We start from the raw sequence: 12,688 nt of genomic DNA on the forward strand, positions 1-12,688 counted from the left end.
CACGACCCGCCGGTCATCGACCCTCGGCACACCATGCGACAGCGGGAAGTACGGCGATATCCGCGCCATCTGGCCCTCGCTCAGCAGAAACAAATCACCCATCACGGCCTCCTTCTCAAAGACTGTGAATCACATCTCAAAAGGAATTAATAGGTCCTGAGCCTAGCTTAGGTGCCGTATTCCGCGATGATTTCGAGCGGGATGTCGGCACGAACATAGGCCCATCTGATCGCGTATTGCGTTCCAGGTCCGACTCGCAAGTTCACCTTCTTGGATTGCAGAGAAACATAGCGGGAAATCTCAAGCCCGGTCACGCTGCCATATGCGAGGGATGGCGGGGGGGGGGGGTNCAAGCATAGAGGCCGGGTACCGGCATCCCGTCCGAACCTAGCACCTGCGCATTCGTATTCACCTCCAGGCCGCGGCAGGTACCAATGTCACCCTTGAATACCTTGATCGCATAGAACGGTCCGTTGGAGATTGGCGCCAGGCAGGGATTGCCCGCATTGCCGGCGTCGCCGAGATACCGGTTATAGGGCGAACCGCCCTTGTTGAAATCCACGTCCAGCCCTTTTTCGGCGAAACCGTTGTAGCGGGATATCGTTGCACTCAACGCTTCGGGCTCGATTCCGGTCTTTTGGGCTAGTTCGGCAACGCTGTCGGCCTTGAGCAGATAGCCGGACCGCAGGAATTTCTGCCGCATGGCAGATTGCGGTGGCACTGGCCCGAAAGTGTATTTGCCGACAAACGTGTTGTCGGCGATCAGATAGGCATACTCGGCACCATGCCTGAGCATCGCTTTGACGAACTCGTGATAGGAGTCGGCCTCGTTGGTGAACCGGTGGCCGCTGCTGGTAACCGCGATAAGACCGGGTTTGGCACGATCGAACATCAGATGGGGGAAATGCGCCACCGAGCCATCGTCACGCGGCACCAACGAAACGGGAGACCAGTAGGCTCCGTTGGAGTTCCCTTCGGCGACCGTTCCGCCAACTTCCTCAGCCAGGGCGATGCCGTCGCCAGTATTGTCGGCAATCGCGGCCGACAGTGGCTGCGGTGACTCGGGAAGCAGGCGCGCGCGCATCTGCGCCGAGCCGGGGAAGCCGCCGCTAGCGAGGACGACGGCGGAAGCGTTGATGATGTTTCGCGCGCCGTTCCATTCGACCTCAACGCCGGTGATCCGCCCGTCCGATTTCAGCAGGCGGATTGTCTTGGTTTCGAGCCAGATCGGCGTGCCCTTTCGCAGCAATGTCTTGAAAAGAGCGGCGGCGAGGGCGTTGCCGATCAAAAGCCGGGTTCCACGCGGGTATCCGCGCAGGCGATCGCGAAAGTAACGCGACACGATGCGGGCCGAATGGATGGCAGCCTTCGGCGAGCGGCGCGCGGCAAGCAGGGCTTCAAGATCGGCCCGGTTGACCATCATCTTTCCGAACAGCCCGAATTCCGGCAGCGGCGGGCGAAGATCCTTGAACCGGTCGCCGAGCTCCCGGCCGTCGAACGGGGCCGGGTCCATCAGGCGCCCACCCAGGCTCGCCCCCTGCAGGTCGAGATAGTCCGGTCCGTAAGCGCGCGCCGAAAAGTGCAGATCAGTCCTGGACTCAACATACGCGATCGCCTCGGGACCACGCCGCAGGAACGCATCCTTCATCTCGGCGCTGGCCAGATCCCCCACAACCGTATCGAGAAAGAGCCGGGCGTTCTCGTAACTGTCTTCCACATCCGATGCGACAGCGTGCGGATTGTTTGGGATCCAGACCGCGCCGCCGGAAACCGCGGCGGTGCCGCCGACATAGCGGCTCTTCTCCAGCAGGATGACCCGTTGCCCTTCACTGGCGGCGACGGCTGCAGCGGTCAGGCCGCCGGCGCCGGCGCCAACCACGACGATGTCGGTGAAATAAGGAGTTGCGTCCATCATGATCACTTTCCTGCTGTAGGGCTTGGCGTCGTTCGCCACGTTTTGGACCACCTGCGCCGAGCAGTGATGTGTCCGTCGGCCCCGTTGCACGCACACTGGTCAGCGTGCAGCGTGAAAGGCGTTCAACAATGCTGCGCTGACGCGGCCGATATCCTGTGGGTTGGCAATGCCGGCCACGAAACGGTCGGGACGCAGAAACACGATGCTTCCATCGCCGCCCTGGTCGGCGAACCATTCATGCAGCGCACCGTCGGCATCCCCGAGGATCTCGGTTCCCGGAAGAATGTTGCCCTGGAAGCTTCGGTGCTGGGTATTCGGAACGACAGCGAAGAAGCGCGTCCCCAGTTTCGACCAGCGCGCGCACTCGTCGGGTTTCAGGAAAAGCTGCGGATCGTTGCCCCAGGACAGGATGGCGATATCGAGCCCCAGAATGTCGTCGAGCCGGCGGCGAACGCCGGCGGTGTCGAAAACGCCGGGTTGGGGGAACATCTTGCCGGTTGCGTTGCCTTCCACCTTGTCGTGGGTGGTCTTCATGATCACGCCGTCGTGATATCGTGGCATCGGCTTGAAGCGCATCTCGACGAAGTAGCGCTTGACCGGCGGAATCGCGTTCATTAGAAGTCCCAGCCTGTCGCGCAGCCACGAGACGGTCTTGCTCGTCGGAGAGAATATCTTGCCTGCGGTCACCGACAGGTCGATCATCGCCTTGGCGTGATCGCGGCGTTCCCGGTCATAACTGTCGAGCAGGGCTTCGCTGGCTTCGCCCCTGGCGACCATTGCCAGCTTCCAGCTCAGGTTCGTGGCATCGCGGATGCCGCTATTGTAACCTTGACCCTGCCAGACCGGCATAAGGTGTGCGGCGTCGCCGGCAATGAACACGCGCCCCTTCTGAAACCGGCGCGCGAGGCGAGCATTGTGGGTGTAGACCCGGCTGCGCATCACGCGAGCGTCCTTGGGGCGCGGCATGACGCGGCTGAGCAGTTTACGCACGCCTTCCTGCGAACACAGCGCTTCCTCCTTCTCCTTATCGAACACCATGAATTCGACCCGGCGCTTGCCGTGCGGCAGCGCGATCGAGACAAAGGGCCGTTCCGGAACGCAGTGCAGGTAGGATCCGGGGCGCCCGATCGGGTCGTCGTGCAGGTCGATCACGACCCAGCGGGTGGAATCGGTGACGCCTTCGAAGCCGATGCCAAGGCTCTTGCGGACGATGCTCCGCCCGCCGTCGCATCCGACGAGCCAGCGCGCCTCGACCCGGTCCGTGACACCGCGGCGCGAAACGTCGACAAAGACGGCATCGCCCTGATCGTCAAACGCGGTGACTTCGGCTTCCATCACCGTCGTCACGCTGTCGAAGCGATCAAGGCCAGCATGGAGGATGGCGTCGACCATCGGCTGAATGAAAGAATTTCGTCGCGGCCAGCCGAAGACCCGCGTCTTCGGTTCGATCGAAGCCAGAGTTCTGCCTTGCGCTGTGACGAAGCGCATCTTCTGGTCGGGGGTGGTGTTGGCGGCAATCTCGTCGGCCAGGCCGAGCGCCTGAAAACTGCGCAGGCATTCGTCGTCCATGCCGACGCCGCGCGGGTAGTCGATGAGTTCCTTGCGCTGCTCCAGCACCAGCGTCGAGACGCCGCGCGCACCCAGAAAATTAGCAATCGTCATGCCAACCGGGCCGGCGCCGACGATGGCCACGTCCACCTTTTTCGGCAAGTTGGTGTTCGCATTGCCCGTCATGGTCTCTAGTCTCCTATCGCGCCGCCGGTCCGGGTGCCGTCAGTTCTTGAGCAGGTCGAGGGCAACATCCACGATCATGTCCTCCTGTCCGCCGACCATTTTGCGCTTACCCAATTCGACGAGGATTTCGCCGGCGGGAACGCCATGGTCGGCGGCCGCCTTTTCCGCGTGGCGAAGGAAGCTCGAATAGACGCCGGCATAACCGAGCATCAGGCTTTCCCGGTCGACGCGTACGGGACGGTCCATCAGCGGCCGGACCACGTCGTCGGCCACCGCCGCAAGCCGTACAAAGTCGCATCCAGTCTCGATTCCCATGCGGTCGAACACGGCGATCATCGCCTCGATCGGCGCATTGCCCGCCCCGGCGCCCAATCCGGCGAGCGAGCCGTCCACACGCGCTGCGCCCGCCCGCACGCCGGCGATCGCATTGGCGATGCCGTGATGCAGGTTTTCATGGGTGTGGATGCCGACCTCGGTCTCGGGTTTCAACCCCTGGCGAAGAGCGCGGACGCGCGCATCCACATCTTCCGGCAACATCGCCCCGGCGCTGTCGACCACGTAGACGCATTCCGCGCCATAACTCTCCATCAGCCGCGCCTGCTCGAGCAACTGCTCGGGGTCGGCCATATGACTCATCATCAAGAAGCACGCTGTGTCGTAGCCGAGATCGCGGGCCACGACGATATGCTGACGCGACACGTCGGCTTCTGTGCAATGCGTGGCGATCCGTACCGAGCGCGCTCCGGCGGCATAGGCGTCTACGAGATCACTGGCAAGCCCGATACCCGGCACAAGGAGAACGGTTACCCGAGCGGTTTTGACCGCATCGGCGGCGGCGGCGATCCACTCGAGATCAGAACAGCTTCCGAATCCATAATTGAAGGAACTGCCCGACAATCCATCGCCATGTGTGACTTCAAGCGCGTCGACGCCAGTTTGGTCGAGTGCGGAGGCGATCGCCTGGACGGTCGCGAGAGACATCGTGTGACGCAGTGCGTGCATTCCGTCACGCATCGTCACGTCCTGGATGTAGAGTCGGTGGGGATCGGTAACGCTCATGTTAAATTTCCCTTGCGTGGGTTTGCGCCCAGCGCTCGGCAACCGCCTTGGCTGCCGACGTCATGATGTCGAGGTTGCCGGCGTAGGCCGCGAAGTGATCGGCGGCGCCTTCCACTTCAAGAAAGACGGAGGTCTTCAACCCGGCAACGCGGCCGATGCCGGGGATCATGGCCGGTTCGTCCTCGCCGATCCGTTCGAATTGAACCTCCTGTTTCAACCGATAGCCGGGGACGTAGGTCTGCACGGCCGCGACCATTTCCTCGATCGAGGCGCGGATCGCCCCTTCGTCGCCGCCCTGGCTCAGCGTGAACACGCTGTCGCGCATGATCATCGGCGGTTCGGCCGGGTTAAGGATGATGATGGCCTTGCCGCGTTCGGCGCCTCCCACCGTCTCGATAGCCTGACCGGTCGTTTGGGTGAACTCGTCGATGTTGGCGCGCGTGCCTGGACCCGCCGAGCGCGATGACACGGACGCGACGATCTCGGCGTAGATCAGCCGGTCCACGGCGCGCCTGACCGCATAGACAATAGGTACCGTCGCCTGACCGCCGCAGGTCACCATGTTCATATTGGGGGCGGCCATGTGTTCATCGATGTTGCAGACGGGCACAACATAGGGGCCGACGGCTGCCGGAGTCAGGTCGATAACCTGCTTGCCGTCGGCGCGCAGCATAGGTGCATGATCGAGATGCGCTCCGGCCGAGGTCGCATCGAACACGATGCGGATTGCGCCGTAATCCGGCAGGCGACGTAGCCCCTCCAGACCCTCATGCGTTACCGCCACGCCGCGCTCGGCGGCCAATCGCAATCCGTCCGACTCCGGGTCGATGCCGACCATGACCCCCATTTCCAGCATTTCGGAGGATTTGAGAATCTTGATCATCAGATCGGTACCGATATTGCCCGAGCCGACGATGGCCACTTTCTGCTTCATTGTCTTTGTTTCCACCCATAAACCCCTAGCCGGCGAACCCGACATGAAATGGTTCGAAGCCCTGGATCTCGACCGAGAACTCGTCACCTGCCGCTATCGGCACGACCGGTCCGAGCGAGCCCGAAAGAATGACATCCCCTTCTTCGATGGGGCGTCTGATCGCCGCCATTTTGCGCGCCAGCCACAGCACGGCGTTGAGCGGGTGGCCGAGGCAGGCCGCGCCGATACCGAGCGCGGCCTGCTCGCCGTTGCGGTTCATGATCATGCCGCATAGCCGCAGGTCGACGTCCTCGGTCCGGCGGGGGCTTTTGCCCAACACGAAACCGCCGCCGGAAGCGTTGTCGGCCACCGTATCGACCAGTCCGATATTCCAGTCGGTGATGGCACTGTCGATGATCTCCAGCGCGGGAACCGCGTAGGCGACGGCCCGGATGACGTCGGTCATGCTCGAGTCGGGATTGGTCAGGGGACGATCCATGACGAAGGCGATCTCGGCCTCTGCACGCGGCTGCATGAAGCGAGCCATGGGAACGGTGTCACCGTCGCAAAATGAGTAGTCGGCCCATAGCACGCCGAAATCCGGCTCATCGACGCCCATCTGTTTTTGCACGGCTTCGGCGGTCAGGCCGATCTTCCGGCCGACCAGGCGGCGGCCGGAATCGAGCCATGTCATGGTGACGGCTTCCTGCACGGCCATCGCGTCTTCGATCCGGGACAGGCCCATCGTCTCACGCAACGGCGCGATCTGGCGCAGATTCGAGCGCGCCTCGAACACCGCCGCCGCCATATCGTTGATGCTCGCGGTCATATCCTGAAGCTCCTGTTGGCTCGTTCGCGCATCAGCGACCCAGAAGAAAGTCGCTGTGCAACTGGTTGAATTGCGGCGCATTTTCGAACTGCGGCCAGTGCCCGCAGCCGTTCATCACCTTATAGCGGGCGCCGGGGATCTTCTGGGATATCGTCCGGCCTTCCTCGGGTGTCGCTGTGGGATCGTGCGAGGTCCATAGCACCAGCGTCGGTGCCTTGATCCTGGCCGTGTCATCGTCGCTGAGCATATTGCGCTTGCGGGTTTCTATGTCCTGAAGACACAGCACCCGCTCCATCGTCGCGATGTAGCCGGGCTGGGCATAGATCGCCCGGCGGGTTTCGACGAGGTCGTCGTTGACCTGCGTCTTGTCGTGCATGAGGAATTCCAAACGTTCGCGAATCCGCTCGTAGCTGGGATCACGCACCGCTTCCATCGACAGTTGATGGATCCGCTTCATCACTTCCGGATGCGCCGTCCATCCACCTGACGTGTTGAGAACGAGGCGCGCGACGATGTCTGGGTGATGAATGGCGATCCACGCCGCAACCCAGCCGCCCAGCGATTCGCCCGAGATGTGGGCCTTGTCGCGTCCTAGCGCCCTGATCACGGAGACGACATGCGCGCCATAGGCGGGGATTTCATAAGCGATTGCCGGCTTGTCCGACCAGCCGTGCCCGACCAGGTCGATCGACACGGTCCAGAAATGCTCGCCGTGCGCGGCCATGTTGCGGCTGTAGGCCTCGGCGTGGCCGCCAGTGCCGTGAAGGAGGATCAGCAAGGGCTTGTCGGGCGATCCCGACGAAAGATAACGGGTCTTGATACCGTCCGCGTCAATGAAACCTTGGGAGAACGGAACCGCCGTGAGGTCGGTCCAGATCGATTTGTGCTGCGTTGTCACCAGGATACTCCTGTCGTGGTGAGGCCGGGGCGCCGCCGGGCGGGCTGGACAAGTATGCGAACGGACACTCGCAAGAGTTCAGGCAGGACTGGCCTTCAGCACGCCCATGCCTGTCAGCCAGACGTCCATAGGTTCGTAGAAAAGTTCCTCGGCCTTGTAGTCCGGTCCCAGAGCGGCCAGTGCGGCGAACCAACTGCGCACTTCGTGGCCGCCGCGCCCGCCCGTCGCCGTGATCTCGTCCTCGCTGAAATCGTCGAGCGTGGTCAGGTCTCCGGAGACGAAACCATCCAGCAATCTCCTGTCCCAGGCGGGATCGAGCGGAAGTGTCTTGGACGTGCCGGCGAGAACCTTTTTGCATTCCTCGATCGCCCTGGCCTGGCGAGCAACACGCTGCGCGTGGGTCAGTTCGCCACCATTGATGAGGCGGCTGCGCACCTCCGGGGTGGCGTTGGCGAGCGCCGGCATGGGCGGGTCGTGCGACAGTCCGCCCGAACCAATGATCAAAATCCGTTCCGAACGCTGCCGCGCCCAGTCGCCTAGGGCACAGCCCAATGCACGAACGCGTTCGAATGTCGGGCGCGGGGCGGCGGCGCAATTGATGAACACGGGGATCAGGTTCGACAAGTCGTGCGCGGCCGAAAGTATCTCCACGGGCTGCACCGCACCGTGATCCACTTCCATCTTGTAGGATATTGCCGTGTCGATACCCGCGCCGAGCAGGAAGCGCGACAGGTCCATCGCGGTATCTTCGGGGACGGAAAGCCTGCCCGCTGCGGTTCCGAAATCGCCGATCGAGGTCGCCTGGGCGCCGACGCAGAACGCCGGCAGGAGATCGTAAAAGAAACCGTTGATGTGGTCGGGATGGAAGACGATCGTCAGATCGGGGGCCAGGTCGGCGATATAGCCGGTCGCAGCCGCGATCGCTGCGTCGAATCGCCGTTCGATGCCGGCATCGGCGCTGTTGCGTTCCAGCAACGGACTGTGGGACATGCAAACGGATCCGACGATCATCGACACTTCTCCTTGTTGGACCGGCACGTAGGACGCTGGTCGGCCCCTCATCCACGTGTGACGGGAACCTGAGAAATGACCCGTTCCTTGACAACCTTGTTTCCAGGGTTGTTCGCTGTGAGAACAAAGGCAGGAGGGGGCGGGAGAAAGGCGAGGAAATGACGGGGTCTTACAAGAACGTGCGTGCGCTGGGGCGCGGACTGCAGATCATCGAGGCGCTCGGCGAATTGGGGTGGTCGTCGCCGCAGATCCTGAGCAAGGCGGTGGGAATCGACAGGACTACTGTCTATCGCCTTCTCAGCACGCTGATCGATCAGGGCTTTATCGTGCGCCGCGAGGAAGACGGCGCGGTCTCGCTGACCTCCAAGCTGTCGCAGATCGCGGACGGGATAAAAACCAACGACCTGCATGCGCAGATCGCCGCGCCCTATATCCGCGAACTCACGTCGGAAGTTCTGTGGCCCAGCGATTTTGCCAGCTTCGTTCTCGGCGAGGTCGTCATCAAATACTCCACCCACAACATCAGTCCGATGTCGATCCATCACGCAATGATCGGCAAGAGTCGGCGGCTTCTGCGCTCCGCGCTCGGCAAGGCGATCATATCGGCCATGACAGAGCGGGAGCTAGAGGCCATGCGTGCGATCGTGTGCAGCGCCGGCGGTCCGGACGCAGGCGATCTGGGCAACGAGGCGCTGGTCCGGCGCACCATCGACAAGGTGCGCCGTGACGGGTTCGCCAGTTCGGTCGCGGAAACCGAGCGCAAGATCAGCGCCATCGCCCAACCCGTTCTGAGCGCCAAGGGGCATGTGGTCGGGGCGCTCAACCTTGTCTATTTCACCACGGCGATGTCTCCCGAAGAGGCCGCTAGGCGATATCTGGAGCCGTTCGCCGCCTGTATCGGCAGGATAGAAAAGGCGATCGCCGCCGAGCGGGCGGCGCTGTCGGTCACCTGACGCGGTCCGACAATTCCCCGGGTTCGGTCAGCAAGTAGCCTCCCCCCAAAATCAGCGACTGCGCGACGCTGCCGATGTGCACACAGTGCACTACGGTCTTCGACTTCTTGCATCAGACCCGTGTGCCGGGTCGTATGGCGGCCTGTTCCGAGTGCGAACTGTATCAATTGTTGGAGGAGGAGCTTTATGACCAATCAATGGAAGTTTGTCGCTGCGGTCGGACTGGCCGCGTCGTTGTCGGCATTTGCCGGAGGCGCTGTCGCCGCAGACGAGGTCTTCACACTGCGTTATCAGGTTTCGCATCCGTCGAACCAGGCTTTTGCGACCAAGAACGGTGAAGGTTTCCGCAAGCTCGTCGAAGAGATGAGCGACGGCCGCATCAAGTTCGAGGTCTATGATGCCGGTGCGCTGGTGTCGGTCACCGGCATGCTCGAGGCGGTCGATCAGGGCGTGCTCGACATCAGCCAGTCCTGGGGTGGTTTTTATAGCGGCGACATTCCCGAGGCGGATGTCGAGGTCGGACTGCCGCTGGCCTGGCAGGCGCCGTGGGAAGCCTATGATGCCTACTTCAATCGTGGTCTCAAGGAGGTCATCGAGGAGGCCTATGAGAGCCGTTTCAACGTCAAGTGGTTCCCGGCGATAATCAGCCTCAACTACGGCATCGCCCTGCGCGAGCCGATTGACACCCTTGAGGATCTGAAAGGCAAGAAGATACGAGCGGTTGGCGTGTACGGCGAACTAATGCAGAAGCTCGGCGCCTCGCCAGTTGTCGTCCCCGGCGCGGAACTCTATACCGCCCTTCAACTGGGGACCATCGACGGCATGGTCTACGGCCCTGCGGCCATTCACGAGCAGGATCTGCAGGGTTTCGTAGGATCGATGATCCTCTCGCCCAACCTGAACACGGGCGTCGGCCACTGGGTCGTGAACCGCGAGACCTGGGAAGCGTTGCCGGACGATCTGCAGGACGTGATCGAGTTCGCCGCGTATTACGGCAATCTCGCGCAGACGATGAACTATTCCGCGGTCGAGACCGAAGGAGTCGGCAAGATCAAAGCGGCGGGGGTGGCTCTGGTCGAGCTTTCCGAAGCTGAACGTGCTCGGATGAATACCATGGCACTTGAACTGTGGAACGAAATCGCTGCCCGGTCGGAACTGGCCGCCAAGGCCGTCGAGATCGTCAAACAGCAGCAAAAGGACTACGGAGAGCTCGATTGATCGAGCGTTTTCCGGGCGGCCGGCGGTCGCCCGGAAGCGTGCACGACATGTTGTGAGGATAAGATATGAGCCCACCGGGTCCGATGAGCCAAGCGGGTAAGAAGACGTCCTTTTGGGATCGCTTCAGTGCAGGTATCGCAACGGTGTCGTCGTTTCTCCTGGGAGTCATGGCGATTGTGGTCTCTTACGAGGTGGGCTCGCGCTATTTTCTGGGTCAGCCGACAATCTGGGCTTGGGACGTCAACGTTCAGCTGATGATGGCGATCGTCATGTTAGGCCTCGCCGATGTTTATCGGCGCGACATGCATATTCGCGTCGACGTCCTCACCGGACGGTTGGGAGGGCGCGCCCGGGCGTGGCTCGACATCCTCTACGCCCCATTGCTGCTGTTCATCGCGCTCACCATCCTGTGGACGGGCTGGGAGTATTTCTTCAAGGCTTTTTCGCGCGGACAGCATGCTTCGACGCTATTTGCGCCTCCATTATGGCCGATCAAGTTCCTGCTGCCTGTGAGCGGTGCACTCCTGGCCGTACAGATTGTCGCAAAATTTGTCCGCGACCTGCGTGTCGCCTTGGGAAGGGCAGGCGCATGAGTCCCGAAATCGCTACGGTTCTGATCTTCGGCAACCTGATCCTGTTTCTCGCAACCGGTCTGCCGGTAGCGTTTTCTCTTATCGGCGTTTCCCTGATCTGGTCGCTGCTGTTGCAGGGAACCGTAATCCTGCATCTTCTGCCGGCGACGATCTTCGAGACGGCGACCACGGAGATCTATATTGCCGCGCCGCTGTTCATCCTGATGGCAGTCGCGCTGGAGAAGACCGGCATCGGCGCGATGCTTTACGAGGTCATCTACAAATGGACCGGCGGTGTGCCGGGGGGGCTGGCTGTCGGAACCATCATCGCCTCGACACTGGTCGCCGCGATGACCGGCATCGGCGGCACGGCCGTGCTGGTGCTGGGCATCCTTGCCGTGCCCGAGATGATCCGCCGCGGTTATGACGTGCGGCTCGCGCTCGGGGGGTTGCCGCCGGGCGGCGCACTCGGCATCCTGATCCCGCCGACGGTAATCGGTGTCCTGCTTGGCGGCTTCACCGGCATCCCGATCGGAAGCCTGTTTTTCGGCGGCATGGTGCCCGGACTGCTGATCGCTGTGTGTTTTTGCATCTATGTGCTGGTGCGCTGCGCCCGCAACCCTGCGCTCGCGCCACCGATTCCGAACGATGAGCGGCCCTCACTCGCAGAAAAGATCCGCTCCACGAGGCTAATCGTCTGGCCGGTCGGACTGATCGTTCTCGTCCTCGGCGCGATCTGGACAGGTGCCGCGACGCCGTCGGAAGCGGCCGGCATCGGGGCGTTCGGTACCCTGGTGATCGGGCTCTTGCGCGGGCAACTCGGCCCGAAGCGGTTGAAAGAGGTCATGGTCACCTCCGGCCAGGTCTCCGTCATGGTGATGACGTTGCTGATCGGCGGCGCGCTGTTCTCGCGATTGCTGCAATTTTCCGGCTCTGCCAATCTCATCGCCTCGTATATCGTTGGCATGGAACTCGGCGTCACCGAGATGCTGCTGGTCTTCATCGCCCTGACGACGCTCTTGGGAATGTTTATCGACGGTGCGGCGATCATCTTCATCGTCAGTCCGATCCTGATGCCCGTGGTTCAGATGCTCGGCATTGATCCGGTCTGGTTCGGCGTGATCCTGATGATTTCGATCGCGGCGGGATATGTGACGCCGCCATTCGGTATGAATCTCTTCTATCTGAAGGGGATCGTGGAACAGACCAAGGACCTCCCCGGCTGCGAGCGCCTTCAGGGCGTCACGATCGCCGACATCTGGTCTGCGGTGCTGCCTTATGTCGTGATCATCTACCTGGTGATCGGTCTGGTCGTGTTGTTTCCGGAGCTCGCGATCTGGCTGCCGGCACAATTGCGGTAGCAGAGACATTTTTGGTGGTCTTGGTGTCTCCAACGACGGGCGGCCTGACCTTGGTCTGCCTCCCGTGAATGCCCTCGAATCGCGTTAGAGTTTTCCGCGTCATGGTCCGAACCCATTCTTTGGACCGCCGGAAGGTAGAGTTTTCCGGTTTTTTCACGATGGCGGGCTGGCTGCGCCATCGGGATCAAGCAACGAAATCGGCACCTTGTGCCCAATAGCACCGTG

11 protein-coding genes and 1 pseudogene are annotated in these 12,688 nt (G+C 62.0%); 4 read left to right on the forward strand and 8 right to left on the reverse strand.

Annotated features, from left to right (window positions below):
• The 8 genes and pseudogenes from C7T96_RS24440 to C7T96_RS23660 form a co-directional block, all read right to left on the reverse strand.
• A pseudogene (locus tag C7T96_RS24440) lies at positions 1-102 on the reverse strand (IS5/IS1182 family transposase); the annotation flags it as partial.
• A 208-nt stretch (positions 103-310) separates the two neighbouring features.
• Positions 311-1,954: an FAD-dependent oxidoreductase gene (locus tag C7T96_RS23630; RefSeq protein ID WP_146149230.1), complete on the reverse strand. Its 1,644-nt coding sequence runs from the start codon at positions 1,952-1,954 to the stop codon at positions 311-313.
• Positions 1,955-2,014: 60 nt separating this feature from the next.
• A complete protein-coding gene (locus C7T96_RS23635) occupies positions 2,015-3,649 on the reverse strand; it encodes a bifunctional 3-(3-hydroxy-phenyl)propionate/3-hydroxycinnamic acid hydroxylase (RefSeq protein WP_106573715.1) in 1,635 nt (544 codons plus the stop codon).
• Positions 3,650-3,688: 39 nt separating this feature from the next.
• A complete protein-coding gene (gene dmpG, locus C7T96_RS23640) occupies positions 3,689-4,708 on the reverse strand; it encodes a 4-hydroxy-2-oxovalerate aldolase (protein ID WP_106573716.1) in 1,020 nt (339 codons plus the stop codon).
• 1 nt (position 4,709) lies between these two features.
• A complete protein-coding gene (locus tag C7T96_RS23645; protein WP_199190568.1) occupies positions 4,710-5,642 on the reverse strand; it encodes an acetaldehyde dehydrogenase (acetylating) in 933 nt (310 codons plus the stop codon).
• Between the two features lie 25 nt (positions 5,643-5,667).
• Complete coding sequence (locus C7T96_RS23650) at positions 5,668-6,450, reverse strand: fumarylacetoacetate hydrolase family protein (protein ID WP_106573718.1); 783 nt, start codon at positions 6,448-6,450, stop codon at positions 5,668-5,670.
• Positions 6,451-6,481: 31 nt separating this feature from the next.
• On the reverse strand, positions 6,482-7,348 hold the full coding sequence (locus tag C7T96_RS23655) for an alpha/beta fold hydrolase (RefSeq protein ID WP_106573719.1): 867 nt from the start codon (positions 7,346-7,348) through the stop codon (positions 6,482-6,484).
• Between the two features lie 78 nt (positions 7,349-7,426).
• A complete protein-coding gene (locus C7T96_RS23660; RefSeq protein WP_106573720.1) occupies positions 7,427-8,410 on the reverse strand; it encodes a 3-carboxyethylcatechol 2,3-dioxygenase in 984 nt (327 codons plus the stop codon).
• Between the two features lie 107 nt (positions 8,411-8,517).
• On the opposite strand from C7T96_RS23660, the gene C7T96_RS23665 reads away from it, so the two are divergent.
• The 4 genes from C7T96_RS23665 (at position 8,518) to C7T96_RS23680 (ending at position 12,463) form a co-directional block, all read left to right on the forward strand.
• Positions 8,518-9,312, forward strand: coding sequence for an IclR family transcriptional regulator C-terminal domain-containing protein (locus C7T96_RS23665; protein WP_106573721.1), 795 nt, complete (start codon positions 8,518-8,520; stop codon positions 9,310-9,312).
• Positions 9,313-9,498: 186 nt separating this feature from the next.
• On the forward strand, positions 9,499-10,530 hold the full coding sequence (gene dctP / locus C7T96_RS23670; protein ID WP_106573722.1) for a TRAP transporter substrate-binding protein DctP: 1,032 nt from the start codon (positions 9,499-9,501) through the stop codon (positions 10,528-10,530).
• Positions 10,531-10,595: 65 nt separating this feature from the next.
• Entirely contained in the window at positions 10,596-11,123 is a 528-nt protein-coding gene (locus tag C7T96_RS23675) for a TRAP transporter small permease (protein WP_106573724.1), read from the forward strand.
• Positions 11,015-12,463 carry a TRAP transporter large permease subunit gene (locus C7T96_RS23680; RefSeq protein ID WP_106573723.1) on the forward strand — a complete coding sequence of 483 codons (1,449 nt, stop codon included), beginning with the start codon at positions 11,015-11,017 and terminating at the stop codon, positions 12,461-12,463. Before C7T96_RS23675 ends, C7T96_RS23680 begins: the two co-directional genes overlap by 109 nt.
• Positions 12,464-12,688 lie beyond the last annotated feature (225 nt).

The sequence above is a fragment of the Nitratireductor sp. StC3 genome, assembly GCF_003015025.1.
Taxonomy (GTDB): Bacteria; Pseudomonadota; Alphaproteobacteria; order Rhizobiales; family Rhizobiaceae; genus Mangrovimarina; species Mangrovimarina alexandrii.

What these genes read in the sequence shown, in the direction of transcription:
- C7T96_RS23635 (WP_106573715.1), bottom strand. Translation starts at nt 3,649, where the DNA reads ATGACGGGCAATGCGAACACCAACTTGCCGAAAAAGGTGGACGTGGCC.
- dmpG (WP_106573716.1), bottom strand. Translation starts at nt 4,708, where the DNA reads ATGAGCGTTACCGATCCCCACCGACTCTACATCCAGGACGTGACGATG.
- C7T96_RS23645 (WP_199190568.1), bottom strand. Translation starts at nt 5,642, where the DNA reads ATGAAGCAGAAAGTGGCCATCGTCGGCTCGGGCAATATCGGTACCGAT.
- C7T96_RS23650 (WP_106573718.1), bottom strand. Translation starts at nt 6,450, where the DNA reads ATGACCGCGAGCATCAACGATATGGCGGCGGCGGTGTTCGAGGCGCGC.
- C7T96_RS23660 (WP_106573720.1), bottom strand. Translation starts at nt 8,410, where the DNA reads ATGAGGGGCCGACCAGCGTCCTACGTGCCGGTCCAACAAGGAGAAGTG.
- C7T96_RS23665 (WP_106573721.1), top strand. Translation starts at nt 8,518, where the DNA reads ATGACGGGGTCTTACAAGAACGTGCGTGCGCTGGGGCGCGGACTGCAG.
- dctP (WP_106573722.1), top strand. Translation starts at nt 9,499, where the DNA reads ATGACCAATCAATGGAAGTTTGTCGCTGCGGTCGGACTGGCCGCGTCG.
- C7T96_RS23675 (WP_106573724.1), top strand. Translation starts at nt 10,596, where the DNA reads ATGAGCCCACCGGGTCCGATGAGCCAAGCGGGTAAGAAGACGTCCTTT.
- C7T96_RS23680 (WP_106573723.1), top strand. Translation starts at nt 11,015, where the DNA reads ATGGCCGATCAAGTTCCTGCTGCCTGTGAGCGGTGCACTCCTGGCCGT.